26 protein-coding genes are annotated in these 26514 nt (G+C 55.5%); all 26 read right to left on the bottom strand.

The window, feature by feature from the left end; all coding sequences use genetic code 11:
• Nucleotides 1–10 precede the first annotated feature (10 nt).
• Nucleotides 11–3070 (bottom strand): conjugal transfer protein, encoded by a 3060-nt coding sequence (locus ADK28_RS09475; RefSeq protein ID WP_048795537.1) that lies wholly within the window; start codon nt 3068–3070, stop codon nt 11–13.
• Nucleotides 3045–3659 (bottom strand): hypothetical protein, encoded by a 615-nt coding sequence (locus ADK28_RS09470; RefSeq protein ID WP_048795536.1) that lies wholly within the window; start codon nt 3657–3659, stop codon nt 3045–3047. The genes ADK28_RS09475 and ADK28_RS09470 overlap by 26 nt, the downstream gene beginning before the upstream one ends.
• Before the next feature lie 104 nt (nt 3660–3763).
• The gene (locus ADK28_RS09465) at nt 3764–4150 is read right to left on the bottom strand and encodes a DUF6750 family protein (protein WP_048795535.1); all 387 of its coding nucleotides are present in this window, start codon (nt 4148–4150) and stop codon (nt 3764–3766) included.
• 76 nt (nt 4151–4226) lie between these two features.
• Complete coding sequence (traQ, locus tag ADK28_RS09460; RefSeq protein WP_048795534.1) at nt 4227–4769, bottom strand: conjugal transfer protein TraQ; 543 nt, start codon at nt 4767–4769, stop codon at nt 4227–4229.
• 10 nt (nt 4770–4779) lie between these two features.
• Entirely contained in the window at nt 4780–5415 is a 636-nt protein-coding gene (gene traP / locus ADK28_RS09455) for a conjugal transfer protein TraP (protein WP_048795533.1), read from the bottom strand.
• 76 nt (nt 5416–5491) lie between these two features.
• Nucleotides 5492–5860: a hypothetical protein gene (locus ADK28_RS09450; RefSeq protein ID WP_048795532.1), complete on the bottom strand. Its 369-nt coding sequence runs from the start codon at nt 5858–5860 to the stop codon at nt 5492–5494.
• A gap of 10 nt (nt 5861–5870) precedes the next feature.
• Nucleotides 5871–7217 (bottom strand): conjugal transfer protein TraO, encoded by a 1347-nt coding sequence (gene traO / locus ADK28_RS09445; protein ID WP_048795531.1) that lies wholly within the window; start codon nt 7215–7217, stop codon nt 5871–5873.
• A gap of 3 nt (nt 7218–7220) precedes the next feature.
• Nucleotides 7221–8195, bottom strand: coding sequence for a DotH/IcmK family type IV secretion protein (locus tag ADK28_RS09440; RefSeq protein ID WP_373275253.1), 975 nt, complete (start codon nt 8193–8195; stop codon nt 7221–7223).
• A gap of 23 nt (nt 8196–8218) precedes the next feature.
• Complete coding sequence (locus ADK28_RS09435) at nt 8219–8926, bottom strand: DotI/IcmL/TraM family protein (RefSeq protein WP_021807923.1); 708 nt, start codon at nt 8924–8926, stop codon at nt 8219–8221.
• An 8-nt stretch (nt 8927–8934) separates the two neighbouring features.
• Entirely contained in the window at nt 8935–9288 is a 354-nt protein-coding gene (locus tag ADK28_RS09430) for a hypothetical protein (RefSeq protein ID WP_048795530.1), read from the bottom strand.
• Nucleotides 9289–9312: 24 nt separating this feature from the next.
• Nucleotides 9313–12630, bottom strand: coding sequence for an LPD7 domain-containing protein (locus tag ADK28_RS31445; RefSeq protein ID WP_152929687.1), 3318 nt, complete (start codon nt 12628–12630; stop codon nt 9313–9315).
• Between the two features lie 60 nt (nt 12631–12690).
• On the bottom strand, nt 12691–12978 hold the full coding sequence (icmT, locus tag ADK28_RS09420; RefSeq protein ID WP_048795552.1) for an IcmT/TraK family protein: 288 nt from the start codon (nt 12976–12978) through the stop codon (nt 12691–12693).
• Nucleotides 12971–14146, bottom strand: coding sequence for a plasmid transfer ATPase TraJ (gene traJ / locus ADK28_RS09415; RefSeq protein WP_048795529.1), 1176 nt, complete (start codon nt 14144–14146; stop codon nt 12971–12973). The genes icmT and traJ overlap by 8 nt, the downstream gene beginning before the upstream one ends.
• On the bottom strand, nt 14139–14951 hold the full coding sequence (locus ADK28_RS09410) for a type IV secretion system DotC family protein (protein WP_048795528.1): 813 nt from the start codon (nt 14949–14951) through the stop codon (nt 14139–14141). Before ADK28_RS09410 ends, traJ begins: the two co-directional genes overlap by 8 nt.
• Nucleotides 14948–15406 (bottom strand): DotD/TraH family lipoprotein, encoded by a 459-nt coding sequence (locus ADK28_RS29975; protein WP_075202059.1) that lies wholly within the window; start codon nt 15404–15406, stop codon nt 14948–14950. The genes ADK28_RS09410 and ADK28_RS29975 overlap by 4 nt, the downstream gene beginning before the upstream one ends.
• A gap of 40 nt (nt 15407–15446) precedes the next feature.
• A complete protein-coding gene (gene pilV / locus ADK28_RS09400; RefSeq protein WP_048795526.1) occupies nt 15447–16880 on the bottom strand; it encodes a shufflon system plasmid conjugative transfer pilus tip adhesin PilV in 1434 nt (477 codons plus the stop codon).
• The gene (locus ADK28_RS09395; protein WP_048795525.1) at nt 16877–17545 is read right to left on the bottom strand and encodes a prepilin peptidase; all 669 of its coding nucleotides are present in this window, start codon (nt 17543–17545) and stop codon (nt 16877–16879) included. The genes pilV and ADK28_RS09395 overlap by 4 nt, the downstream gene beginning before the upstream one ends.
• Entirely contained in the window at nt 17545–18030 is a 486-nt protein-coding gene (locus tag ADK28_RS09390) for a lytic transglycosylase domain-containing protein (protein WP_048795524.1), read from the bottom strand. The genes ADK28_RS09395 and ADK28_RS09390 overlap by 1 nt, the downstream gene beginning before the upstream one ends.
• A gap of 54 nt (nt 18031–18084) precedes the next feature.
• On the bottom strand, nt 18085–18675 hold the full coding sequence (locus ADK28_RS09385) for a type 4 pilus major pilin (RefSeq protein ID WP_048795523.1): 591 nt from the start codon (nt 18673–18675) through the stop codon (nt 18085–18087).
• A 36-nt stretch (nt 18676–18711) separates the two neighbouring features.
• Nucleotides 18712–19827 carry a type II secretion system F family protein gene (locus tag ADK28_RS09380; RefSeq protein WP_048795522.1) on the bottom strand — a complete coding sequence of 372 codons (1116 nt, stop codon included), beginning with the start codon at nt 19825–19827 and terminating at the stop codon, nt 18712–18714.
• Nucleotides 19824–21314, bottom strand: coding sequence for a GspE/PulE family protein (locus ADK28_RS09375; RefSeq protein ID WP_048795521.1), 1491 nt, complete (start codon nt 21312–21314; stop codon nt 19824–19826). Before ADK28_RS09375 ends, ADK28_RS09380 begins: the two co-directional genes overlap by 4 nt.
• 5 nt (nt 21315–21319) lie before the next feature.
• Complete coding sequence (pilP, locus tag ADK28_RS09370) at nt 21320–21904, bottom strand: type IV pilus biogenesis protein PilP (RefSeq protein WP_048795520.1); 585 nt, start codon at nt 21902–21904, stop codon at nt 21320–21322.
• Complete coding sequence (pilO2, locus tag ADK28_RS09365; protein WP_048795519.1) at nt 21891–23195, bottom strand: type 4b pilus protein PilO2; 1305 nt, start codon at nt 23193–23195, stop codon at nt 21891–21893. The genes pilP and pilO2 overlap by 14 nt, the downstream gene beginning before the upstream one ends.
• A gap of 3 nt (nt 23196–23198) precedes the next feature.
• Nucleotides 23199–24830, bottom strand: coding sequence for a PilN family type IVB pilus formation outer membrane protein (locus ADK28_RS09360; protein ID WP_048795518.1), 1632 nt, complete (start codon nt 24828–24830; stop codon nt 23199–23201).
• Between the two features lie 24 nt (nt 24831–24854).
• Nucleotides 24855–25280: a type IV pilus biogenesis protein PilM gene (gene pilM / locus ADK28_RS09355; RefSeq protein WP_048795517.1), complete on the bottom strand. Its 426-nt coding sequence runs from the start codon at nt 25278–25280 to the stop codon at nt 24855–24857.
• Between the two features lie 152 nt (nt 25281–25432).
• The gene (locus ADK28_RS31440) at nt 25433–26470 is read right to left on the bottom strand and encodes a toxin co-regulated pilus biosynthesis Q family protein (protein WP_152929686.1); all 1038 of its coding nucleotides are present in this window, start codon (nt 26468–26470) and stop codon (nt 25433–25435) included.
• Nucleotides 26471–26514: the final 44 nt, after the last annotated feature.

Here is a 26514-nt window from a genome sequence, read left to right as displayed (position 1 = left end):
TTTTTCTCGCTTAAAGGTGATAGCCGCGTTTGGCAATAAGCTCAGAGGCAAGTTGGCGCGTGACATTGCCGGCATCCACATCGCCGACCTGCTTTCGACGCAGCTCGATCAACTTCTCCGCAGTGCCCTGCGGGAAAGCCTCGGCCAGAATGGCACGCGCCGTTGACCCGCCAACCTGTTCGTACAACAGCCGCCGGAGCGAACTGTCTATCGGTGAAGAGTTAAGCGCCCACAGTTCAAGAGGCCCCAGCGCGTTTTTCAATATCCGGGCCAACGTACCACCGCCCTTGATACGGAAAATGCCCAGGAACGGCACGCCACTCCCATCAGGAGCAGGGCCTGTACCGCAGCGCTGGAAGTTACGCAAGGTGACTTTCGGCACCTTGAAGCGTTCGACCAACAGCGCTTCGTCATCCGGATCGACTTCCATCATGAACAATGAGTTAGCCGAGCGAAGTATGGCCTCAGGGAAATCACGCATATACTGGGAAGACAATACGGTGCGAACCCCGAATTTCCGTTGTTCACGATCCTGGGTTTCCAGCATGGGGAAAATAAACGGCACTTTCTTGGCGTTATGCAGCTCGTCATACCCCTTGGTCTTAACCTCTTGATCCAGCTGTTCCAACCGTTCGATATGTAATGCGTGATAACGCTTGTCGACCGCAGTAAGCAACACATCACGGTACTGAGGCAGGACGAAATCACCGCCGGCCACCTGGCCAGCAAACAGGAACATGATCCCCGTTTTGAGATGCCCCGCCTTACTGTCATCCCCCATGACGTTATTGAGGTCGATTGCGATCACGCGTGTCCGAGGACTAATGACAAACCGCGTGCGCCCAGCCAGCATTTTGAATTCACCCACCGCGTCTTTCATGCAGCGATACATATACTCCAGCAACTTTTCCTGACTACCATCTCGCTGCACTTTACCGAAGGCACCCTGAATATCTTCATGATTCAGGATACCGGTCATGTCGGTCAATTCAGGTACAGCCTGGAACTGGGCCAATTGGGCCTCTCGCACATAGCCCCCATCAAACAGCAGATCACGCACTTCGTACCATAGAGCTTTATCCCACCAGTCTGCGTCGAACCGTTCAAACAGCCCCAATTTATCCAATGCCGCATCAACACATTCCAATCCAGGTAAACCGCGGCTATAAGCCTGCGGACTGACTTCTGCATTAGTGGTGTAGGCCTTACTGATGGCACGCTCGAGGATTTGTCGGGTATCGCGGGCATTAGGGGGTTCGCCGGTGGTGGGATCGATACACATGGCGGTCAACATGCCGAGTATCCAGTTGCGTTCAGGCTCTATCGGATAACGCGCCCCCAACTGGATATCAAACAGGTTGCGGCAATGGGCCGTACTATTCTGCAAAACAATACCCACCACCTCATCCTTGCGTTCCGGCGGCAAAGCATCGCGCAGCAAGGCAATCTGGCCTTGCATTGAAAATCCCTTATCGACCCCAGCAAAAAACGGCAGATTTTGCTGAGCGCTAGTGATTTGAATGTTGCCAAGGGCGTTAAGTAACACTGACTTACCCGTCCCCGGAGAACCGGACACCAGATTGGTCAACTTGTTCTGCTTACTGGTAGCCAGCCCCACAGGATAGAGTTTGCCATCCAGCGTGGGGAACAAGGCGTTGCCATCGTCTTCCCAGGCAGATGCCGGTCGCGTCAACGGCGCCAGGTTCAGTGCTTCGGATAACGGTGGGTAGAGCGGGTTGGGGCCGCTACCTTTACTGGCCGCTACCAAAGTGGAAACCCAGGCCCGAGCCGGATCGCCGAAAGTCTGTGTGACTTCACATACCCCCCATGACTGGAAAGCCTGCGTCAGTAGCGTCAGATTACGCGTCACCGCCTGCGGGCTGTCCCCCCAGGTCGCGGCCGTTATCGTCATCACACAGACAGGTTCATTTTTCTCAACTTGTGTCAGTGCAGCGATGGATTTCCAAATCGGCCGTAACGTCGGCACAAACGCCATAAAGTCGAGCGTCCCTTTCTTAACGCCCAGCGCCGACATGCCGCCAGGCATCACATCCATCCGTACCCGCCAGGGCACCGCACGCGGCACCAACGCTTTAAGATGCGCAAACGACTGAGGGGTTTGTGGCCCAAGGACAACTGACAAGGTGCCATGCCACACGCCGTTAATGTGCAACATATTGCCCTGCGGGTGAATATCCTGATTCATCAACTGGAAGTTCAGCCATGGCGCCAGGAATGGCGTGTGATCATCTCCAGCACGTGCGCCATGGGGCATAATGGGATCATCCGGCAACAATGGCTGCCAGTGCTCTGAGGTACCAGCCCGATCCACTTGCTCACGCAATGCATGCCCAACTGAATGCGCGTCAAGACGACTCAACAGCACACCTTCGCCGTTATCTCTCAATGCCGCCTCTATGCCACTGAGAAAGGCATCATGTCTGATTTTTTGTCCCACCATCTCAGCCAAAACAGGGTTTTGGCCAAAACGCGCATCGGGGCTTTGCTGGATAAGCGCCTTGAGACGCTTGTTTTCGTCCATCAGTTCGTGGGCAGACAATGCCTTACGTCCGGTATAACACACCAGATAACAGCGTTCTCGTGACACCCAGGGGCTGATCTTCGCCACCCGTTCATCCAGAATTTCCTTCAACGCCATGCCGGTACGGCGAATAGACCGGTATTGAGGCGCCATAAGGCGCCTGACCTCTTCTTCCCCGCGTGAAGGATCATCCTCGTAAATCAGGCTAAATTTATGGCCATGTCGGCGATACACCGCATTCAAAGATTCGGTCATACGTTTGATGCGACCCGCCCAGGAAAACGGCGCGTCTGACGCCGCCGTTTCATCGGTATCGCAAAAGCTGCCGGCGACGGCAAAGGCCGAGCAATAATCACCGTCGTCAGTCACCAAGATATAGGGAGCTGCCAGCTCGGGGTGGCGTATACGGTCGTCATCTGTCAGGCGGATCACCGTCTGCAGATCACAGTAGTCGGGCAAATCCCGCGACACGGCAAAGCGGGAAGTTGCAGTAATGATCTCTTCAATCCAGCGGATCGGGTTCGGCATACAAATCACTCCGGCGGTAGGTAGGGAAACACCAGGTCGTCAGGGCCTGCGCCGCTGTTTTACCCTCAGGCAACAACAGGGACAGGTCATCGAACACATCAGGGGGAAATACAGGTACACAGCCAACCAATCGTTCTTGCAGGCGTGCCCGCTTGACGGGGGGCAGTCGCAGCATGGCTGCGGCAAACTCTCCCACTCGCGCCGTTCCCCATGCCCCTTCAACCTCTCGGGCATGGAGTATCATCCAGCGCCACACGCGTTTTCCCTCACGCTGCTGTGTTTGGGTGCCAGCAATCATCGCCAGCAAAGTCTGACGCTGCAGGTGAAGGGCGTTCGTCAGCGACACACCGGGAAGCCAGACCAGACGAGCATGGGCTGCGGTGGGGCTGTCGAGGTGCCCGGAGAGGTAACATAAGGTGCATACCGCATGTGGCTCATCAAACCCTGCGCGGGCCCCCTGCCACAGTTTGTTAATATGCAGGCCACAGCATCGACAACGTGAACCGTCCATCGGCTGCGGCACCGGTGTTTGGGGATCGCCACTGATATCCAGTGAAAGTGGCGCTAGCGTTAACTGAGCTTCAGTCATGACGAATTCTCAACCAAAAGCAGACAGGGCCATCTCCCCGAATATGTCGCTGTGCCATAGATTCACTCCATAAAAAACGCTCCGGAAATCCGGAGCGTATCTCGTTAACCGACGTTGACCGGTGACAGTCCCACCTGTGTTTGCGCTCGTTTGATAATTTCCGGCACCACGATGAGGCAGACCCCAAACAGAATTGCCGAGATAATATGGGAGACCTTGATCTGTGGATTGTCCTTCTTGTTTTTTGCTGCAATCAGTCCGCCAATGACAAATACGGCTCCGGCAAGCTGTGCAATAACAAGTGCAGACTTAATCCCGGACTTGGCACCTTCAGCAGCACGGTCGGCCATATCCGCAATATCACCATCGGCCATTGCAGTGACCGGTAGAACCGCTATAGCGCCTGACAAAAACGCCATAAATCGCTGACGTAACCACGTTTTAATGAAATAAGCGCGCACGGAAAGTTTCAGCATCATGTCGTTTGGCATGATTGACTCCTTGAAAATGAAGATTGTTATTAATGAAGGTGAGAGTGCGCTTACGCGCGGATGAAACCCGGCAGGCTTACAGCATGCCAAGGAATTTTTGCAGGGCATCAAGCAGATAAGGACTGCAGACCATCATGATACCCAGCGTGAATTTCAAGCTTCCGGTGGAAACGTCCTGACTGGCCGACAACCCCGTATGCCCATCTTTAAGTGACCGGCGCCAGGTCAACATCCCCTGCAGCGCAACATAAACGCCAAAGACGCGGATCAGGGTCAGCATGGCGTTCGCGGCATCGGCCGCCACGCCAAAGGTGCCAACATCCACATAGCTGATGGCGTCGAAGGTAGCGCCTTGCCAACCCACTTGCCGGGCTGCGGCACCGATCATCTGATCCAACCCCGCCAACCCTCCGCACAACAGCAACCAGGCGATCACCTTTCCGCCGCCAGCGGACTGGCCCGGCGATTTACGTGATGCACTGGCGTGGTGTGCCAGAAATGTCACCGCGCCTACCACGGCAAACAGCATGGCCAGCGTAAACCCCAAACGGGTAAACGCCCCCTGCACGTTATGCGCGAGATTGACCAACAGTTGGATAGCATCGCTTCCGTTAGGCATAACCCTTACCTCACTTCAGCACGCCCGCGCTGGTGCTGACTTCACGAGACTGAGCATCGATACCGGTGATGGTCACCCTCCCCAGCCGATCGCCCGCTTTGACAGCCCAGGTTTTACCTTGCCAGTACACCCACGCCATGCCGTTTTGCACCGCATCAAGTCGCATGCCGGCAAGCGCAGAACGAGAACGGGGTGCGGCACGATCATTAACCTGCGACACCACAGCTGCAGGCTTTGCCTCAAGAACAGACAACCTGCTGAGCAGCTGGTTATTCTGTGCCTGCAGGTCAGTCAATTGCTGTTTCAGCGCGGCCAGCGCGGTACTCTGCGTTTTGACCGTGTCCGCCAACCGGGAAATCGCCGTGCGGTTAGTCTCCGCAAAAGAACGAACACCGCCAACCATGGTGGCAACGTCATTCTGCAGTTGAACCGCGTCCGCTCCCCCTGCCGGTGCGACAGCGGCCAACGCCACCGGTGCCATAGATTGACCATATTCAGCCTCACTAAAGGCATCCTGCGTAGCTGCCGAACCGCCATCATCACCATTCACATAAGGAGCGAACAGATAAGCCGCAAAAAGTCCCAGAGCAAGAACGGCCGCTGCAAGCCAGGGCAGCGTTAGACCCAAAAGCAACTTACGTTGCATTAAGCCAGGTCTGGCGGGCACAGTCGGTGTTGGCGGAGCTTCAGTCGGGGCGGATACTGTTGGGTTAGTTGAAAACTCACTCATGCCTATTCTCCCGAGTAATCAGTTGAACCAGATAATCATGGGCACGCTCTGCGGCTTCCGGCCATGGACTCATCGCCGCAGCGTGTTTAGGATGCACACCGGGCAGGCAGTTAAGGTAACTCTCCAGCGCTTCCCGTCCTTCTTCAAAACGTTGATCGGTATGCATCAGAAGGTACAACTCGGATACCCTATCCGAAGATACCCAGTCCTGAAGCAACCTGGGGGATATCACGTCAGGCTCACAGGCGTGCAAACAGGCCAGCGCGCAGTTCAGTGCCTGCCGCAGTTGCTGACTTTTCTGACGCCACTGCAAATTTTCATCCAGCCCTATAGTCATGTTCTGCTCGAATTGTCGTGCCATGGAATATCCCTTATTGCTGTTGCAGCCTGCGCTGCGCTTCGATTCGTGCCTGTGTCTGTGCCCGCCAGTCGTTTTCTGTCGGCGGCATTCTGTCTACCGGTTTTACCACCGGTGATGTGGCCATTGGCGCTGTTGCTGCCCCAGCGTTGGCCACATCGGTTGAGTAAACTCCTCGCATGAACTGAATCGCCACCACCTGTTGCTTCTCGATAAGGACCTGCTTCGACGGTAAGCGTGCTGCATCACTGCTCAACACATTCGCAGCCTGACTGGCCGTACCGCCGGCAATCACGCCAGCAACTGCTTTACCATCCGGTGTTTCCGGTCGCGTCGTCACCGCGTTGAAGCCGTTCGTCACCACCTGCGTATTGGCCTGCGCATACATCTCACCGATACCCCCAATCCCTTTCAGTAAGGCTGGCAATACAATGCGCGAGAAGTAACGGTTATTGACTTCAGTGGCGACGCTCGGCATCAGGCTCTCATCCTGCAGCGCATAGGCATCGACCTGATAATTGACGCCCCCAAAAGACATTTCGGTGAAGTGGATCACCACCCCATCCCCCGCCAGTTTCGCGCCGGCAGGGGCTTTAAGCACCGCGCCCGCATAGGGACCTGACACAAACCTCCCCAACACTGGGGTGGTGCTGTTATCTGAGTCCACGCCAATGTCGATCACGCCCGGACCACGCCAGTAGGGTGGCACAACCACGGAAGGAGTGACCGACGCTCCCCCCGTTCCGGTACTGAGTGAGGCCGTCTGCACCGACATATTGCCCGGCAGGCTGGCGCTCCAGCGGCTAAAGCCCGACATGTCTCCCCCGCTCCCCCCCGATGTATTACCGTCTCCCCCACCGAGAGCCTGAGCTACCTGTATACCGGTTGGGGATGATGTCGTATCCGCTCGCGGTACCATCTGCGCCAATAAGGCGTCCAACGCTTTCTGACGCCGCTCATCTTGCCGCTGCCTGTCCGTATCGGCCTGGCGCGAATCACTGCGCCCCTGTCGGGCTGACGGTTCTGTCGATGACTTTCGCGCATTCGTAGCTTGGGAGGGCAGCGTCACGGGTTCCTGCTCCAGCGGTATAGAAGCAATAAAGCTGCTATTACGCTGCTGTGCGGTCGTGACCCCTTCCTGGTTATACTGTCGAAGCAAATCCCGATACGCCGGCGTTTCTGTCCCCTTGCTGTGCACCGACGCGCCCACGCGATTGATATCAACCTGGGAGGGTGCCGGTGGCGGCGTAGCCAGCCAGCTCCAGACAAAATAAGTCCCGCCTACCAATGCCACCACAGCAGAGGCCACAAGGGTCAATGTCAGTTTTTTATCCCTTCCTGCATCATTTTCACTCGCCATGTCTTACTCCAGAGCAATGTTTAGCGCGGTGGTTTTCCCCATAACGGAAAACGTCACATAGGGTGTCGCCGGCAACTTCCACAGGTGAGTGCCATCTGCAGAGGAAAGCGTCGCTTCAAACTCGTCACGAATATCGGCGCGCGATCGGATGTACAAATCATCCCCCAGTTGCCATACCGTGGTGTCAGGCACGCCACCGGTAACTTTGAGCCGTCGAGCCTCTTTAGGCGGTACGCCGTCAAGGAAAGACTGCAGCGTACTGTCATGCAGCCCGATGCGACTTTCAGGTATGGCCGTCGCTTTGGCCGCTGGCCCACGCCGGGGAACGCGCATATCGAGGCGACTGTCTACCGTCCAGGTTTTAGCAGACGTATCCGGTTCGCCGCTGGTGACATTCAGCACAATGGGAACGGACAACCCACTCAGATAAACGGTGATATTGCCGCTAACAAAAGGTTGCTTGGCATAGACCACCATCACCGGACTGTCCGGCACCCAGTAAAGCTGGAAGGCCGGATTACCGCTGATCGGTGCAGCGCCCAATTTCCAGGGTGCACCGGTGCTGTCGATAAACGTCAGTGAACTGGGGTAGTTCATCGCCGTGCGCACCAGTGGCAAACTGGCTCCCGGCGACAAATCGACGGTCAGTGCACTGATACGAGGCACCACCGATACTGAGGGTGAGATCATGGCCCGGGTGACGTCGGACTGACGCGCCCGCAACTGCCTAATCTCATCAGGGGTCAAGGGTGATACGGCCTCCTCGGCCTGCGCATAGAGTGGTGAGGGAGGAGGAAGTGGATCGCTACCGGACAACCCGGCACCATTAGGTAATGGTGGCTCCGACACGGGCCGAGCGGCCGGTGCAGCAGGCACCGCAGCCGTGGGAGTCTGACTTTGTGACCAACCTGCCGGCGCGGAGGCGGCAGGCGCCTCTGCCCAGACCGGCGTGGTCATCAACGCCAGCAAGGAGAACATTAGGGTATTTTTCATGGGGAACCTCAGTTGGCGTTTGTTGAAATCATTTGGGTGACTTCAAGACCCGCCGGCTTTTCCTGAACGTCGGTGCGCTGAATGCGCAAAGTGAAGATAAACCGCTGAGCTGGCGTACTGGTTTGCTGCCCATCAAGCTTGAGTGTGACCGGATACTGGAACTCCCAGGTATAACGATCGCCGAGTACCCCTTTGCTGCGTATGACGCCAGGCGCCACATCAACCGACAGGTTCATCCGCTGACTTTTAACTGCAGCAAGAATGTTCGACGACGTCAGTGCCTTGTTGTATCCCTCAAAACCCTGGTCAGAGAAAAGTGGCTCCACCCGGGTCATCTGCGAGCGATAGTGAACAAAGTCGAGCGTAAAGCCTTTACGCAATGCATCGGCACCAAATGCCGCAACATCCTCTGAGCTAAACGCTGGCATATTCATCGGTTTGACCGGAGTCACCCGCCCGTTCTCAGTCGCAAAGTATTTCACCGGAGGGTGTGCAACCTGCCATCCCAGATATCCGTTTAGGGAAAGCGACAGCACCATCGCCACACATAACCACAGCATGACGGTCAGGCAGCGATGAGCAAAAGCCGCCCCCAGCTCACGCTGGCGTTGCAGGGACAGGGCATGTGCATAAGCACGCGCCTCATCGTCTGACACAGGGGGCGCCATGTTCGGCGCCAATGGCGCCTCGGCAGAGCTCTGTTCTTGCGTTTGCATGGGTCTCCTTAACGCCCCGTGAACTCTTGCCACGGGTCAATGGTGCCGGGGATGTTGTCGTTGATCTTGTCAACGGCCGCCTGACAGACCTTCTCAGACACCTGGTTCATAATGTCAGCAAGGCTGGGGAACGTGGGCAGTTGGATCGTGGTTGTGCGTATCCGTGACAAACAATCCTGCAACTGGTCGGAAGCATTCTGCTCTCGCGACGCCCAGGCTTCGGCTGCCCGCCGTGCCTGTTCATAACCGGCTTTGCTACCGGCTTCAGCAGCAGCCCCCGCACGGCAGGTAGAAGCAAAACTGGTAGCCGGCAGACAGCACAACACCGCAAGCAGTGCAGCGCACACGCTTTTTTTAAACATAAAGTGTCCTTTGCGGTCAGTGAGTTATATCGGGCGAGGGTCGCCCGGCTGCGCCTTTGGCGCTGCCGCCGGCGCGGCCTTTGGGGAGGTGTTCTCATCCCGCCAACGTTCGTCAAATCCCAATCGGGAATGAAGCGCGGGCGGTAAGCTGGCGGGTGCATCCAGTTTGCCAATCCGAACCTGGCTATCACCTTCCAGCTTGAAGGCGATATTCTCGCGGGGAACAGGCTGGCCGCTGCTGCGGTTGATCCCATTTCCGCAACCTACAGGCCTCGCTCCCTCCGGGGTGACCGTGTTGAACACCATCGGTGGGGCATCGTCCCTGCCAGGCAACGTCACCAGGACATGCTGATACTGCCCCTGGTGGCGAACCACACCCTGTAGGTACGGCCCATCACTGCGTACCAGGTATAAATCAAGATGGCCATCTTTCGACCAACTGCTGACAACCGGCTCCCCAGCCCCTTTATCCACGGACGGCCGCGGTGCGGATAACACATCTCCGGGAGCCTGACTGCCCTGCCCATCAGGACGCAACCAGTACACACCTTCCTTAGGCGCAGCCGGCGGCGGCATATCAAGGTGCAGGTGGGTGATGATGGCCGATTGGATTTTGGCAAAGCGCGACGCATCGAATGCCGCCAGCTTCACGCCTTCATCAGTACCGGTGCGTACCGTATCGCCCCCAGTCGGGGTCAACGACCACTGATTGCGATGAGCAGTTTTAGACTCAAAATGGGTGACCACCCCCTGATCGTCCTTTTGCGGAACCTGTACGGTTACCGCCTCCTTTCCCAGCCAGGTCAGTGTCGCCATGCGGCCTGGCTGGATGCGTGTTTCACGCAGCAACCCCGACAGTTCCTTACCCCAGAACGTTTGTTTTCCTTCTCGCGTCCGCAACGTAATGAACGCGCTTTGCGATTGCCCGGGTTCAAAACGGAAGGGTGCGTTGCCACATTCGAGTACCTTACCCGTCACCCCCGTTGCCGCCGCTTTGTAACTTTGGTGAATAGCGGGAGAAATACTGCTGTCAGGCTGAGCCGCATTATCTTGCGGTCGTGCTGCAGGAGCGACACGATGTTCAACGGCTGGTGCAACCTCTCGCGGGGCGTCCGCTGGTGTGGCTGCTGCAGAGGCGGGGTGATTCACTGGCGATACAGCCGGTTGCGATGTGGGGGAATGAGCAGGCATCGGCACCCTGTCACCGGTGACAGCGTCACGCGCTGATACTGGTGCAGCCAATAACTTCCGCGCATCCTCCAGCATGGCCTGTTGAGCGGGTACCTTCATCGCCACATTGATTTTATGCTGGGCAATCAAGGCAATCGCTTTTTCCTGAAAAGCCTCACTACCGGTCAGTTCAATACGTCCCCGGTAATACTGTGCCGCCGTCAACAGTGCCGCGAGCACCTTCTCATCGCTTTGGCTGGCCCCTTCAGCCATATCCAACCGAGAACCCCGATCGATGAACGCCGGTTCGTTATCCAGCTTATAGAGAACCGATTTATCACTCTGCGACTCCCATGACAGCCGCTGGAGTAACGCATCCTTATCTATCAGCGCTACGTCCGGATCAGCGGCTTCACCGTTCGGGCGTGACGGGCCAACCCAGATAGCGTCAACGGCAGGCTCGGCCTGAGTCTGTTCTGACGCAGCGCGGTGAGCCCACTGTGACGCAGGTATGGCATTTTCTTGCTCTGGCTCACTGGCTGGGCGAGCTGGCACATCAGCCTCCAGCTCACTTGCCGTATCCGCTGTCGCCACCCGGGACGTTTCAGTCGCCTCTGGCGTCGGTACAACGTATTCTGCACCGCCGGTCGGGGTTGGTTCTGGTACGCCCCCTTCAGGATTAAGTCGTCCAGCCAGAGAAATGGGGGCGTCGTCTGAAGGGGTGACTACATCAGAAACCTCGGGGATCTCTGCGGGTTCGGTGCCCACGCCAGGTAAGGGAACTGTCGATGTTTCGGCTTGCGCGGCCCAGGACGCATAATCATTAATATCGATCGGCATCTCATCAACAACGGGAAGGTGATCTACAACCGGTTCAACAGGCTCGATGTCGCCCTGAAAAGAAGGCGTCTCGGCCGGCATTGGCGGCATAGCGTCGACCGGAGTAGGCAGCGGTTCGTCAGGAATGGGCGGCGATACGCCCTCGGATGGAAGGTTCATTTTGTCTCTTTCCTCTCGGATGATCTCCAGTGCTCGGGCAATGTTGGCGGTCACGAGCAAACGCAACCCATCAAGCCCACGCGACTGGTGAAGGTCATTGAAATCGGTCAGTCCCTGTTTTTTTTCAGCGTCGGTAAAATCAGGCACAATTGCAGCACCGTAAGTCACTGAGGACGCTGCCTGGGTTGCCATCAGCAACCCTTTGTTCACCTTCTTCGCATGATCCAAATCGGCCAGGAAGATATGTGGGTTGTCGGGATAACGCGCGTGCAGCACGTTGGCTATTGCAGCCATATTGCCGGCATCGATAGTCATCACGACCGGCTGGCCAGTGGCAAGATTCAGGCTTCTGGCCGTGGCATACCCCTCGGCATACATCACCGGAGCGTCAGGTAAAAGCGGGCCTCCCACCACCAAAAAATTCCCCTGCTTTGGCGCATCGCTGTAAAGCCGCTTATCACCGTCAGGCGTGATGTACTGCAAGGTGCGAAACTCACCCTCAGCATTAAAAAACGGCACCACCAGGGCACCGTTTTGAGTTTGTCGCAGCTCTGGCGTCGGGGTTATCCCCTTTCGCACCAGATAAGGATGGGCGGGGTCAGCGCCCGGAAGCTTGTCGTATAACACCTGCGCTTTCGCCGTCTGCCGACGGTAATTGGCCTCTCGTGCCCGTTCAGCATTATCGTGTGCCTGGCGGGCTGCAGCCCGAATGTGCAGCCGGGCAACGGGGTCAACTTCTGTTCCGCTGGCCTTCCAGTTAGTGACCGACTTCTCCGTTTCCGCACGGTGGTAATTGATAAACCAGCCGCCGGGTCGGCGATCGAGGAACCCGCGGTAAACGCCACTTTTTTGCCCCTTCTTATCCTCCAGCGTAGCGACGCGATGCCGCTTCCCGTCCATCACCGGCAAACCTTTCACGACTAATCCCGCCTGCGTCAGGGCATCATGAAACTCTGCCTGCGCATCACCACCGCCGGTGCTGATGGTGTTATCGGGCAGCCAGGCCTTCACGCGATCGATATCGCTCCCTGGGCGCGCGTACCACAGAACGGCATCTTTATCCCAGGCCAGTGCCGAACGGCCATCATCAAGTAGCCCTGCGGCCTTGCGCGCCTTATCTCGTTCTTCGTGCGGCACCGCCAGCCAAAGACAGTGCTCAATTACTTTTCCCATGTTGATCTCCTCGACGCCGATCCCTACTCCGTCACCCTAAAAGGCCTATGTGGATAATCGTCACTCGCCTTCAGTAAAACGGCGATACCACCACGGGCGGCCCGACAGCCGCTTTCCCCGCAGCAGATAGACCAGCCGGGCATTCAGCACCGTCAACGTCCAACCAAAGGCCGACAGAATGCGGAAAAAAATGATGATGCCGCTGATCACATAAATCGTGTCCCAGGTAGGGAAGCGGAACCAGAATAAATACAGCAGAAACAAAGGGGCTGGAACACCGTAAACGTTGAGCCGCCGAGAGGCATTGCGCCAATAGCCCGGTGGCAAAGGTTCCTGTTCATCATTCATGAGCATGACCTCGCTCCAACTCACGTAACTGGTGGCTAGTCAGGGCGACGGCCAGCTCGCTGCGAGCGATGCGACCTTGCAAGTACAGCCGCCAGGCATGATCGGCAATGCGCCGTTTCTCAGTTCGAATAATGCCGTCAATATGCTGGCCCCATTTGATGTAAGGCATTTGCGACAGCCGTTCCCGCAAGAGATCGTCAAAGATAATGTATTCACGCACAGCCTGCCGTTTGCCATCGGTGGTTCTCAGCAACTTCTGCACCACGATGTACTGCAGTACACCCAGCATATCGTGTGCGATAGCTTCGCGGATCTCGGCCTGGAACAGGTTCAGGCAACGAGGAATGGCCTCCCCCGGTGAATGAATGTGCAGTGTCGACAAGCACAGATGACCAAGCTGGCCCGCCTGTATACCGGCCTCCACGGTTTCCCTATCACGCATTTCCCCGACGCCAATAACCGACGGTGCTCGCCGTAGGTCAGCACGGATACCTTCGGCAAAATTGGCCACATCCCGCCGGATCTGTAGCTGGGTCGCTGGCAGAATATCTCCGCTCTTACCCAGAACAAACTCTATCGGGTCTTCGGTCGTCGTCACTTTGCGGTCAGGGTCATGGTCGATACAGTGCCGATAAACCGACGCCAGGAAGGTACTTTTTCCGGAGCCGGTTTCACCGCCAATGAAGGCCAATCCTTTATGAGGCAGGACAACACTGCGTAGGTCATCCTCGATACCCAACGAATCCAGGTCGGGGATTGCGGTCGGGATAATTCGCATGGTCAGTGCAATGGTCGTATCAAGCCGCCCCGCCGTTGCCTGTACGAAATTGCAACGGAACCGCAACCGTTCGCCACGATCCAGACCGTAACGCTGGTACATATCGCCATCCAGCTGCAGCGCTCTGTCCACTGGATGCCCCCCACCGGCCGTTGCCCGGACTTCCGGCTCAAAGACCTCGTCAATCAGTTTGGACAAGGTGTCGTCAGCCAGCACAAAGGTGCTGGCTCGTCGCAATCGACCGTGGTGGCTGACAACCAGGTGATTGCCGCCCTGGATATGGATATCACTGACATTCTGCTTGGCGCACCAGACAAAAAACGCTTTCAGCGCATTGCCATCCAACCCGTTCTCAAACGGGTAGGGTACAAAGTCAGTAGATTCAGTCATGATCGCCCTCTCTTTGTATTACCGGCTTCCATTTCGTCTTGTCAGGCACAAATCCAGCGTGCTCTTTGAGGCGACGTACCCTGTCCCCCGTGGTCAGCTTGCTACGATCGCCACTGACGGTTTGTTGCTGGTCTGTCACCACCGGAGAGGTGATATATCCCTGTTGCAACAAGCGGGAGTAAACCAACATGCCGCGATAATCACGGGTCAGACGATTGAAATTGGCCTCCAACGTATGGTCAGCACTTTCCCGCCCTTCTTCCCACCCCTTGCGAACAGCAGCCTGCCACAGTGCTTTCTGCGCACCGTTAGCCGGAATCACTGCCGCCTCAGGCCCATCTACAGCCGAGGTAGACAAACCTGCACTGAGCCAACTCCGCCAAGATGGCGGGTTGCTGACAAAACGCTCCGGGGCAAGAATTTCATACACATGCGTAGCGGTTCTTATCTGATTAGGGGTGATGTGGGCCACATCCTGAGCCTCACTGATCACCGGAGGAAGCCAACCTTGGCGGCTGATCAAAGTACGAAAGTCATATAAGGCATCCAGGTTTTTAGCGACAGCATCAAGTGTTTGCCGTAGCTCCCAGGCTCGCTGTGCTTTTCCACCCCGAAAACCCAATGTGCGTCCAGCCTCTTCAAGCAGTTGACGCCGCGTTTCCGACACATCCGACGATGATGGCTGTGAAGGACTGAGGTAACTGCCCATATCTGGCGGTGCAGACTCTGAAGGGGATTGTGCAGCTGCTGCATGACCGCACAGTACGCCATTGACGAAAAGCAGCGTCAGAAAAGATTTTTTCATCTGCTCCCCCTCGGTTTCTCTGCTTGTGAAAAGACCAGCGTAAGCTGGCCAGGAAACTCATGCAGAGTAGCGCGCCAGGCAGTCTGAATTTCGATCATTCGCAACAGGTTTTGGTAGGTGACGTCGTTTACATGCAGGTTGACCGGCAACGGAAGCCGCACACCAGTCCAGTTAAAGGTCAACCCACGTTGTCGGGTCAGATGAGAAAGCAGCTCAACAGCATCGCCATCCCAGTCAACCGTGACACGCTGCGAATGAGCATTGATGCCAGGCGTAAAAAATGCATTTCGAACCTCATTAACAGCACCAGCCTCCCAGAGCGTAACGTTATTATGTTGCACATTCTGAACAGCGGTTGTCATTTGTGTTGATGGAGTTACAAGGGAAATCGGTTTGGAATTATGCGTACATCCACCGAGCAACAGCCCGACGGACGCCACCAATAAAATTCTCATCAGATTGAGTTCCTGTGGAAATTAAAGAGGGAAGTGAACGTTATTGGTAGGCCAGCACCCCAAATTGCCCAGGACTGCACCCACGTTCAGGCAGAGGATTAGAAACAATGTTGTAATTAGCTCCCGCCGGCACCGCAAAATTAATGGTGGTTTGTTTGGCCCACTCAGGGTTATTGCTGATGCTTGTCGCAACATTTAAACCGTTAACACTTGCGGCCAAAGCGAAGGTGTTATCACAAGAGCCATCGTTAACACCCCATGTTTTTGTAGACTGCCCTCCTATCGCGGTAACCCACATTGTCGAGCTACCAGGATTAGAACCAGAGAAATTGCCAACGTGGCTCCCAAGCTGTTGATATGCACCATTACTTTTACCCGTACCCCGCCATATTCCGTTTTGGCAAAACAACAGTGCACCATCGGTTGCCCTGCCAACCAAACCATTAGGGCTACAGCCCCAGCCTTCATTTGCCGTACCATCCAGTTGCAGATATTCGCCGACCGATGCCCGCCCGTCTGCACGAACACTCCCGCCTTTCAGTTGGCCACCGGTATAAATGCCTTTATTATTCAACGACCTGATCCAATCGTTGTCATCCATATAAAGGCCGCCTCCGTGGTCTTCATTGAGCCAACCTTTACCATGCTTGGTAATAAGCCAACCACTATTACTGCGGATGTCACCGTTAGAGGTTATCCACCCGCTGGACCACACGCTATCATTAGCAATTAAACGTTTACCGTTAACATCTTCACTAAAATTACCTGCTTTGGCATTGATATTGTTGGCATTATTCAAATCATTGGTGCCCATATCAATGGCAGTATGCATCTTGTTAAGATCGGGACGGCCATTAACCTGGAAGCGATACAAGCGATCACTTTCTTCAGCACCCCCGGCCAATACATCCGACGTCAGGTAAGCAGCAAGGTGGCCACTCTGCCCACTGAGACCCATGCTAGCCAAATTGACTTGCCAACCACCGCCGGCACCGTTGGCAATATTGGCAGGATAGATATATCCCCCAAGGCCAGAGGTGTTCTGGGCGATATATCGCTGCCCCTTGAACGCAATGTCCTGACCGCCGGCCGTCAACACAAAGGCGACCAGTTTGTCCGTTTGTGTGGGATTGCGTGTTACGGCGAGGATATAGGTCTGAGTATTATTGTTGGTCAGGGAAAAACCCGCGGGCAAATACCCTTTATCCCTTAGGGTCTGCCCGGTTACAGTGATGTTGCCGCCCCCTTTGACCTGATTCAGTAAGGTGTCGTAATTATCTTTGACGTATCGGCGTGCACCCTGGCTCACCGTGCTCAGGTGTGTGGCTGTCACGACCCAGGTTTGCTCCTCTATATAGTTGGAGTATCTTTCCAGCCCGATAGGGGCGGCAATCAATACGATCCCCAGCACGATGGCCATTGAGATCAACGATACCCCCCGGTTGATACGAGGGTTGGCAACTTCAGCAGTCATAAAGCACCTGATAGGGTCAGTTGAGGGAAGCTTCCGGCCAAGGCCGCCAGTAAGGCGAACAGCCAGGGAGCATAAGGTTGAGCCGTTTTTTTCATCAGTAGTGCACCAACGATAAACAGCAAGAATGCACATCCACTCAGCACGCTGGCCAACTGCCAGGGAAACCAGGCACACAGTGCGGCGATCAGATGAACATCGCCAAGGCCAAACCCTTCTTCACCCCGCAGGCGTTTGGCACCGTAGTGAAAGGCATAGAGGAACATAAACATGCCGATACTGCCTGTAAGCGCCTCCGTCAGGGTGAGCGTGCTCCCAGGCAGACAGGTAAACAGCAGACCTGTCAGCCAAAATCCGGAGGTATAACGCAGAGGGAGCCAGTAATTGCGCATATCAAGCAGCACCATGGGAATACCCCACGCAAACAGCCCCAGTATTTTGACCGTTCCCAACCAGGGGAAATCCGCGAGTGCTGTCGTTGCAATCAGGACAGTGCCAGTGCCGGCGAAAACTATTGTGACGCCCCGTATCTGCAACCGAGTGAGGGGTGGGCCATCGTGCTCAAGCAAAAATTGTTTCGCTCGATGAACCAACGGTTGGGCACCAATGCACAGAGTGATGCCGGCGAAGGCCATCAGTAACGAAAACTTCAGGAGATACAGGGTCATCAGGCTGCACCTCCCTTAAGTTTCATGTACATCGCATACACTTTCCGCGCATAAATCATGCGCCGTGGACCGTTGTTGTCAGCAAACCCGGCATTGTAGGAGCCGAGGCATTGCCAATTGACGCCGCATTGCTTGAGATGCTTTGCCAGTATCCAGGCCCCTATCTGTACGTTGAGACACGTATTTGTCAGCAGGTCCTGCTCACTTTGAATAATGCCCAGCGCACGCAGCTGGGGAATGTGTCGGTCATTAATCTGCATCAGCCCGAAGTCTCGGCTGGTGACCCGTCCTTTTTTATCGCGATTATTGCCGATAGCACGTGGGTTAAGACTGCTTTCAACGGTGGCCATTGAACGCAGTAATAAGGGGTCGACTTTATAGCGGGCGCCCGCCTCGTTAAAACAGAACGCCTGTGCCGGCAGCGATAATAATAACGCCCCGCCCAGCACCAGGCAGGACAAGGCACGTTGAAATGAAAACAACATAAGAATGCACTCCAGAAGGAGGCCGGCAACAGGACGTTACCGGCGGGATGGGCATCAGGTGTTGCTGGTGAAAGTGAGGGTATTTTGACCAACGGAGCCTTTATCTGCAGTGCACTGTGCGCCAACGGCGCTCGCCGCTATTGCACCATTAGTTGACGTGCCGTTAACCATGGTGGTCACAACACTCGGCGCCGCACTCAGCTTGGTCGCCAGAGTAATGCACGCTTCCTGTGGAACCGCCGCGTAGGTCAGTGAGAAGGAGGACTTCTGACCGCCGGCAGTCGCAACGGGTTGCACGGTGACAGCCCCACCCCACAAGTTTTGCAGCTTGGCGCTGCCGGAGGATTTAGTGCCGACAACAGTCATGTTGGCCGGCGCACCGCCAAACTGGATAAGCGCACCGGTCATGGCATCTGCAGCAGCAAAATTATAGATACCGGATGTTTTCAACATGGTGCGGGTATTGGTTAACAGTTCCGCAGCATTATTGTACTCCGTGCTGGCGTCGTTACGGTTAAACAAACTGCCCCCTTGGGTAATGGCGATGGCCAGTACGACCAAGACAAGAACAAAATAGATGGCCGCTTCAAGCAGGGTGATAACCCCACGGTTGATTGCCGAGCGAGGTGTTTGTGTCAATTCCATTACTGTTTCCTTTAGGTTTTGTGGAGAGTGGACGGCTTAACGTGTGCCCACGAGGTCGTTGAGGTTTTGTGTGGCCAGGAGGATCAGGATCATGTAGCCAGCGTTGGTGCCCAATGCGATGTAAGAAAGCAAAGACGCCGTTCGCTTGATCCGGGCTACGGTTTGCACAAGCCAGGCCCGTGCAAAATTTTCAATAATCATTTCAGCGTTATCGCCATCAGTCAGCAGGACCAGTTTGTCGATAGCGCGTGGGGAGGGAAATCCGTAGCCGGCATTGCGTAATGCGAGCCCCAGGTGGTCACCTTGTCTAACCTGACGCTGGGTTGCGGCCAATCGTTCATACAACCAGGGCGGCGCATAGCGACTCAGCATCTCGATGGCGTCTTCCGTTTTCACCTGAGCACGCATCAGCGCACTGAAATTCAGCAGGAAGCCCACGCCGAGCACGTCGCGATACACGCTCCAGGGCAATAAACGGTCCAAGACATGTTGTCGTATTTTTCCAATCAGATTTGGCATCGACCAGACAACGAACCCAATCAGCAGGATCACCAGCCCGCTGAGAATAATTGCATGATTAACAAAGAACTCTGATATGGCGCTGAGCCACCACAACCCCCCCGTCCAGTTTTCTCGGGAAGATAATGACTCCAGGCGAGGAAGAAAGTAGACAGTCACCATCTTCATCATGGCGAATGTGGTTGCCATCAGCAGCATCGGGTAAGCCAGTGTGGAAACCAGCGCTGATTTCATATCCGACATACCCTGAACCACGGTGATTGCCCGATATAAGGCGGCAGCCAGGTTACCGTCCTGAACACCGGAGCTGAGGATGGCGGCTTCCTGTCGGGGTATCCAGGGCGCCAATCCCTGATCGACTGATCTGCCCTGACGCAATGCACTGAGCATATCCTCCAGACAATAGACCACCGGGGGGCGCTTGTTCCCGTAGCTCCCTATCATTGAATTGATGGCTTTTTCTACTTTAAGGTTATTGTCGAGCAGGAAAGCCAGGTCTTCGTAGAGCGTCAGGCGGTCGGCCGTAGAGAAGGTTTTTTGCGCCAACCAACGGCCTAAGCCCTCATTCATTTTTTCCGATGACGGCATATTGCCCCGCAATGCCGTCAGACGTTCGCGCAAGCGGGAAATCATGATATGACCTCCGGGGGTAGCAAGGTCAGACTGTCCTCGTCAAGCGGACTGATGTAATCCGCATCAATCGGGTCGACCAGCCCGGCATTGAGATAACGCAACAGGTGCTGCCCGCGAGTAATGCCGCCCAGCACGTTCACCCAATAACTGCGCGCGGCCAGCTTGCCCTCATGGCGAAACAGCTCCATGAATTTGGCGTCGGGACGAATAACTTCAGCAATGACACGTCGCCCCGTCACGCCCTTATAACAGTGCTTGCATCCCTCCGGATGGCGAAAAGCCAATGTCTCCACTCGGCAAAAGCGCTCAAGTAATGCTTTTTTCTCTTCTTCCAGACCGTCACTGACGTCACACCAGCTTTTCTTGCAGTGCGGACACAGCAGTTGCACCAGTCGTTGAGCGATTAAACCGATCATGACTTGAGGATCGGCCACCTGTCCCATAGGGATGCCCAACGTGTCTGTCAAACGGTCAAGAATGCCGACAGCATCATTCGCATGCAGCGTGGTTTCCACCAGGTGGCCGGACTTGGCCGCTGTAAGTGCAGATTTAACCGAGTTGGCATCACGAATTTCGCCGACGACCATGGCATCGGGGTCTAACCGTAAAGCAGCAGAAATAGACCTAACCCAGGCACGGCTAACGGCATCCGGATCGTTTTTATCGGCAATGATGGGGGTCTGTACCGCCCCCAGAATCAACCCCTCAGGCGGATCTTCCAGCGTCATCAGGCGTTTTCTATGCCCGGTAAAAGACAGGTACATTTCGCTGAACGTACGCAGGGAGGTACTTTTCCCGGAGCCGGTCGGCCCGGAGAGGATAATGACGCCCTCAGGGCGTGCCAGCATGCGGCGAATGAGCGTTTGCTGTTCCGGTAGAAACCCCAGTTCGTCCAGCGTGGGGGGAGCCTTTCCTTCATCAGGCAAAATGCGCATCACCACATACAACCCAAATTCTGCCGGCGTGTGCGCATAGCGTGCGCCGAAAAGCTTAAGCCCCTGCAGGAACTCTTTGCGCACCCGCCCATCCTGAGCGCGATTGGGATTAAAACTCTTCTCTGCCACATCGCACATGGACATCACAATCGTCGACGCCAGCGTCATTCCTTCGGCGCGATCCAGCTGCGTCACCGTTTCGAGGTCGCCATGCACACGAAATTGCACCACTGTCACATTATTCATCCCGATCAGCAGATGAATATCACTGGCGCCTTTCTTCTTGGCTTCCCGAAAAAAACCGATGATTTTCGCCTGTTGAGCGGAATAATCGTTAGCCTCGGGGTTGTCAGTTACCTGGCTTTGCTGCAACTCCTTCAGCTTGTCGAGCTGAACCCGCTTAACCTGCAGTCTGGGGTATTTCTTATACGCGCCGGCAATCTCTGACGTGACGGCCAGACTGTTATTGTGTGCGTCAGACACATACAGCGTTGGGGCGTCAGAATTGGCCAGGTCTAAATGGATATAGGTTGAACCACGTTTCTCATACATATCGGTTACCCCGCAAAGGAAAGAGACACCAGCGTTTGGTTCTTCCCGGCGACAACGACCTCATTGAGATTGATCCGTTTAACGACATATTCCGTACCCGGAATGCGGTTCCCTGACTGCACCGTGACCTGATTGCCGTTGCTGAGAGCCAGCACGGCCGTAAACCCCTTGCCGGTACCGGTGATCTCCACGATTTGTGGCGGAACAGCATCTTGAGTTGCCCCCTTGACCTCCGCCTTATTGTCCTGAGAAGGCGGAGCCGGATTAAAAGGCTGTTCCAGGGCACGGTCATAGCCGTTCTTTTGAAGTTCATTCAACGCCTTTGCCCTGGCAAGCTGAGCTTCATACAGCACCGTCTCAGCCTGTATGGCTTCCAACTGGCCCAGATTTAACGCTCGCCCAGCCTCTGTACGGGTGAACGTGGTTGGCAGGGGAATCTCTGCTGACGTTGGCGGCTTCACCGACTTTTCAGCCGAAGGTGTAGCAGGGGGGGCCGCCGCTATGTCAGCGACAGGCGCGGCGAATACACCGGGTGCGGTCAGCACCAGGCACAACGCCCAGGGTGTTACCCCGGATTTAACGATTGGCATACAGAAGTCCCTCAATGGTGTATTCCAGACGGTTGTTCTTGAGCGTCGTCGTGATACTGGACGCCCTTATCCCGCTGCTGTTGAAGCGCGTTGGCGCAAACAACCGATCGGGCGGAATGTCGGTAATGAACGTAAAGCTGTAGGTGCGCCAAGGCAGGTTTTGTACGTCACCCTGCGTTAATTGGGTGCTCGCGTCCATTTCGCTAAGGCGCAAACGGGCATTGATACGCTGGGCATAGCTGGTCAGATGCTGGATTTGCTGACTGCCCGGGAGCAGCGCTTCGGGGTGTTCAGGAGGAGAAATCGACACCGGTAACGCAAAGGATGCGTCATCCGCGCTACCGGGAATATTAAACACCGGTTGAATATCCGAGCCATAGAGAACGGGCAACCGCAAGGCAAAGTCCCCCACGGTGCCACCGTTCGGCAAGGTGTAGTGCAGCGTGATCTTGCCGTGAGCATCACACGTCGCCGTATTGAATACCCAGCCGGCAATAGATATCTGTGCATCTTTCCACACACTACTGCAGGCGCTGAGCATCGGCGGGAATCGCGGTTGCGTTGCCCAGGGTTTCAGGTTGTCAGTCGGCGCCTGTTGCTCCAATTGTTGCCTGGCCATCAGCGCCGCCTGAGCTGCAGCAATACGCGCCTCTTCCTGATGCGCCTGCCATGTCGAATAGCCGGTATACCCTGCGCCCAACGCCACCACCGCAATACCCCACAGCCACAGCATCTGCGGATTATGGGTTTTACTCAGACGGGCACGTCGCAAACCGACCTTGTTGTCGGTCAGTGTCGAGAGCGCCTTATCTTCGGTGCCGTGTTCAGGAAAGAAGCCATTTGGAGCATATATCGTCCAACCCGTCGCCGGCGCAGAAGTGATTTGCAGAAAGTTGGACACCGCTATTCGTATGGCTGCGTCATCACCCACAATATCGCCGAACGGTGACAACATGCCGTCGCTGACAGCCACAAACCAGTATTGGCCATCCGGTAACGGGAAAACACCGTAACAGGCCTCCGGTAATGCTGGCAGGACGGCCAATGCCAGCGATGCCAGTGTATGTCGACCGCCTTTCCGGCGCGTTTTGTCGGTGAGGGTGACGGTTCCCAGTAGGGTGCCTTGCGCCTGGCCATCGCCGGTAGGTAACGCCGCCCAATGTGTGGCATTCGCTTCTTTAGCACGTAAGCGCATGCTACGGCGCCCACGTAGCGGCAGATACTGCCAGTGCAATCCGGCAACCAGCCAGGCACTCCCATTCTGCAACGTATAGGTAGTCTGTTGTTTCATGGCTTATCCCAAAATGACCGGAGTGATAAGAATGACCAGCATGGTTTTGTTGTTTTCACCGTTGGCACCGCCACCGAGTCCGAAGAAGCGGAAACTGCCGACACCCTGGCGGTTGGCGGTATTATTAAGAGACTGATAACCACTCAGCACCAACGTCTGGCCGGATTGCATAATGACGCGCTGGGTAAAGGTCTTGAGTCGCGTTTTCATGAGTTCGACCGAGGTGTTGTCACTGGTGAACGTGCGCATGGTCGGGTCATCCGACATATTGATTGCAAACTGCAGCTGCATTTTTGGAGACTGGGGCATCAGGAACGGCAGCACCGTCATATTGAAGCCCGTGGTAATAGTCGACTTGGTGATGCTGCTCGATGAGCCGACGTTAGCCGTGTTCTCTGTAGTGACGTTCGAGGCATAATCCTGCTGTAGAGCAACCTGGATCGGCACCGCTGACAGGTTAGTCGTCATACTCGAGGCCTCGGTCATCACGCTGACGTTCGCCTGCTCGGACAAGGCTTTGATAAAGGCTTTGGTGCCAGCCCCTTTACCATCCAGTATGGAAATACCGCCATTCAGGGCATCGGACGAAGCCCCGGTGAACGCATTGGTCAAAGACAAACCGACGCTGCCACTGTTGAATACAGCGTTCCAGTCAATGCCGTACTGATCCTGGGTGCGTTTCTCAACGCTGTAGACCTGGACGTTGAGCACCACCTGCCGGTTAAGCTCTTTATTACGGTCATCCAGATAGCGGCCTATCTGCTCAAGCACACGCGGTGTATCCGTAACCGTCAGTACACCGGCGGACAAATTCATGCGCCCGGTGCCCGGCGTCAACATCGACTTGATGGTATTGGTGACGTCCTCGTACAGGCTCGACTTGATTTCCATCTCAGTCGCCTGTGAGGTATTGGAGTCGCCACTGAGCCCACCGCCGCTGCTGTCGCCCGTAGCCCCCATCGATGAGGTGGTGCCACTCACGGTTTTTGAGCCAAAGCTCGCCTTACTGTCCATAAACATGACCGGGAACGTCCGGGTGTCGAGATAGAAAATGGCGATCCGGCCTTGCTCATAACGCCATGACAATCCCAGGCGAGTAGTGACATTGTCGAGCAAACCGCCCAACTCCCCCTGCCAGAACACGCCCCTGAGTGAAGTACCACCGGTAACGGCCGGTGCAGCTCGGGCGGGTGAGCCACCCAACGCAGCCAAAGGCACCATCCCATTCGGATCTGGTGCCGGAACGGGGCCACTGAGTTGCTCAGTTTTGCCACCTGTCGGCGCCAATATGGCCTGCGCATCGGGTGTCACCACCACCGGCAACCGGCAACGTTTACTGATAAAGGCGCTCACTTCCGCCAGCGTGATACTCCCAGGCCGATTGATAGCCACAGCACAAGGTGGCAGTAAGTTATTGCCGCCTGACTGAGTATTCAACGGGTAAGGGTTGATCCATTGAGAGGTCAGATCACGTACCACAGAACCCTTTTTAAGGGCATTCAGATGCTTATCTGCCTGTTTTTCGTCTTGCGAGACCGTGTTGTCGATCTTGTCGATGCGCTCAAGCGGCGCACAGCCGGAAAGCAGCAAACACAATGTTGCCGCCAGCCCGGTTAAGGGGAGGTGTTTTTTCATTTTTAACCTTACGGTGGGGAGAGATTAGTTGAGGTACACCAGGCTGCCGTCAGCAATGCTGGCCGGTACATTAACCTGCATGTCATTGCCAAAGCTGTCGATCAGACGTCTTCCTGCGACCTTTCCAACCAGCGCTGAATGCCGACTCTGTGCCAACAACGCGGCCATCAACCCTGGTTGATCCGGCTGGTAGACATACACACGGTCAGCCTGCAGCACATTGTGTAATTCAGGTAGGGGTGACCAACCGAAGGCGCTATCAGGGATCACGCCGTCTTTTTGCGAAGGGTTGTTATAGCGCCAATCATTGATGTCATTGATATAACGAACGGTTTGAATAGCGCGCTGGCTCAGCGTGCTATCCTGCATCTGCGCCCCTGTTTGATCATGAGGTGGTATGTTGACCCATACCAGGAGCCCCAGAAAGACCGAAAGCAACCAGTAAATCATTGCACAACTCCCCAAATCAGAATCCAGAACACAGCGCACAGAACTATCACGCCGATGTTCACTTTGCCGCGATAACTCATTCGTACCTCCAGAAATTAAGGCTGCGAATGCAACCTCTTGGACTGAGGGGCATGGAACCTACTGACTGACCATCAGTGGATTTCCTTGTCGTCAACAGAAATGACGCACTGAGCATGGCGAATGCCAGCATACAATGGCACTTTCGCCGTACCGTACAAGGTAAACAGGCTATTCAATGCATCCCGGAAACTCCCTTCAAATTGGAGCGGTGCATCGATACGGTAATTTGCTGATGTCAGCCAGGCAACCGTCCAATTGGCCACGTCTGGAGTAGAGCACTTCTCAGCGGCGGCCCAACTGAATAGGGTATCTTTCAACGTGCTACCCGCCTCGATCCGCCAGACTTTCGGCTTAATAATCGTCTTAGGTAACGTCAGCGATGCGGTGGTTTTAACCGCTGCTGCTGGGGCTTGTACCGATTTTTTTCCACCAAATGGATTACGGCCAGAACTCACAGTTCCCTGCTTATCCGTCATAGCTGGAGCCGTAGATGTTGATACCGCTATTTTGTTTGGCGGCTGGACGGTTACAGCACCCGGGGCAAACTCAGCAGATTTTGCCGCGACGGAAATCCGTTGTGCCTGCCAATCGATCAATGCCACTTTGCCTTGCTGCTGCAGCACTTCATCCAGTACAAACGGCCACTGATCGTTACCACGCCATTGCAGCGATATTCGTGCATCAGGTTTAAGTTCTTGAGAGAAAGAAACTTGCCATCCAGCAGGAGCAATCTGACGTATTGCTTGTCGAAGCGTCGTAGCTTTCCCCGCTCTTGCAAGCGCCAAACTGGCCGGGCGCTCTCCGAGATAGCGGATGGCCTGTAAAGTAGGCACCGGCTGACCTGCCAATGCCTTGGGCTGAATAGTATCTGGCAGGCGATGCGACGGTGTAGTAGTCGCTGGCACTGACTCACGAGCTGCCGGAGCAGGTTTCAAACGAATTCGGCTAGCTTGAGCCAGATCTGCTTGAGCCCTCTGGATAATCGGTATTTGCTCCTGGATCAACGACGTCACAAATTCTTGTGCCGGAACGCGCGGCGGTGCAGGGGTGCTGATAGCACACCCACTTAACACCACCGGCGCCAGGGCAACGGGGAGGAATATTTTCAATAGAGTCACCTCAATTACGCAGTGGGATAGATAGGTGAAAAAGT

The organism is Serratia sp. 506_PEND, from assembly GCF_001076875.1.
GTDB lineage: Bacteria > Pseudomonadota > Gammaproteobacteria > Enterobacterales > Enterobacteriaceae > Serratia > Serratia marcescens.
This window is presented reverse-complemented; position numbering and strand designations above follow the sequence as displayed.

Bases quoted from the DNA above. Each gene is read 5' to 3' on its own strand.
- ADK28_RS09475 (WP_048795537.1), bottom strand. From the start codon at position 3,070: ATGCCGAACCCGATCCGCTGGATTGAAGAGATCATTACTGCAACTTCC.
- ADK28_RS09470 (WP_048795536.1), bottom strand. From the start codon at position 3,659: ATGACTGAAGCTCAGTTAACGCTAGCGCCACTTTCACTGGATATCAGT.
- ADK28_RS09465 (WP_048795535.1), bottom strand. From the start codon at position 4,150: ATGCCAAACGACATGATGCTGAAACTTTCCGTGCGCGCTTATTTCATT.
- traQ (WP_048795534.1), bottom strand. From the start codon at position 4,769: ATGCCTAACGGAAGCGATGCTATCCAACTGTTGGTCAATCTCGCGCAT.
- traP (WP_048795533.1), bottom strand. From the start codon at position 5,415: ATGCAACGTAAGTTGCTTTTGGGTCTAACGCTGCCCTGGCTTGCAGCG.
- ADK28_RS09450 (WP_048795532.1), bottom strand. From the start codon at position 5,860: ATGGCACGACAATTCGAGCAGAACATGACTATAGGGCTGGATGAAAAT.
- traO (WP_048795531.1), bottom strand. From the start codon at position 7,217: ATGGCGAGTGAAAATGATGCAGGAAGGGATAAAAAACTGACATTGACC.
- ADK28_RS09440 (WP_373275253.1), bottom strand. From the start codon at position 8,195: ATGTTCTCCTTGCTGGCGTTGATGACCACGCCGGTCTGGGCAGAGGCG.
- ADK28_RS09435 (WP_021807923.1), bottom strand. From the start codon at position 8,926: ATGCAAACGCAAGAACAGAGCTCTGCCGAGGCGCCATTGGCGCCGAAC.
- ADK28_RS09430 (WP_048795530.1), bottom strand. From the start codon at position 9,288: ATGTTTAAAAAAAGCGTGTGCGCTGCACTGCTTGCGGTGTTGTGCTGT.
- ADK28_RS31445 (WP_152929687.1), bottom strand. From the start codon at position 12,630: ATGGGAAAAGTAATTGAGCACTGTCTTTGGCTGGCGGTGCCGCACGAA.
- icmT (WP_048795552.1), bottom strand. From the start codon at position 12,978: ATGAATGATGAACAGGAACCTTTGCCACCGGGCTATTGGCGCAATGCC.
- traJ (WP_048795529.1), bottom strand. From the start codon at position 14,146: ATGACTGAATCTACTGACTTTGTACCCTACCCGTTTGAGAACGGGTTG.
- ADK28_RS09410 (WP_048795528.1), bottom strand. From the start codon at position 14,951: ATGAAAAAATCTTTTCTGACGCTGCTTTTCGTCAATGGCGTACTGTGC.
- ADK28_RS29975 (WP_075202059.1), bottom strand. From the start codon at position 15,406: ATGAGAATTTTATTGGTGGCGTCCGTCGGGCTGTTGCTCGGTGGATGT.
- pilV (WP_048795526.1), bottom strand. From the start codon at position 16,880: ATGACTGCTGAAGTTGCCAACCCTCGTATCAACCGGGGGGTATCGTTG.
- ADK28_RS09395 (WP_048795525.1), bottom strand. From the start codon at position 17,545: ATGACCCTGTATCTCCTGAAGTTTTCGTTACTGATGGCCTTCGCCGGC.
- ADK28_RS09390 (WP_048795524.1), bottom strand. From the start codon at position 18,030: ATGTTGTTTTCATTTCAACGTGCCTTGTCCTGCCTGGTGCTGGGCGGG.
- ADK28_RS09385 (WP_048795523.1), bottom strand. From the start codon at position 18,675: ATGGAATTGACACAAACACCTCGCTCGGCAATCAACCGTGGGGTTATC.
- ADK28_RS09380 (WP_048795522.1), bottom strand. From the start codon at position 19,827: ATGATTTCCCGCTTGCGCGAACGTCTGACGGCATTGCGGGGCAATATG.
- ADK28_RS09375 (WP_048795521.1), bottom strand. From the start codon at position 21,314: ATGTATGAGAAACGTGGTTCAACCTATATCCATTTAGACCTGGCCAAT.
- pilP (WP_048795520.1), bottom strand. From the start codon at position 21,904: ATGCCAATCGTTAAATCCGGGGTAACACCCTGGGCGTTGTGCCTGGTG.
- pilO2 (WP_048795519.1), bottom strand. From the start codon at position 23,195: ATGAAACAACAGACTACCTATACGTTGCAGAATGGGAGTGCCTGGCTG.
- ADK28_RS09360 (WP_048795518.1), bottom strand. From the start codon at position 24,830: ATGAAAAAACACCTCCCCTTAACCGGGCTGGCGGCAACATTGTGTTTG.
- pilM (WP_048795517.1), bottom strand. From the start codon at position 25,280: ATGATTTACTGGTTGCTTTCGGTCTTTCTGGGGCTCCTGGTATGGGTC.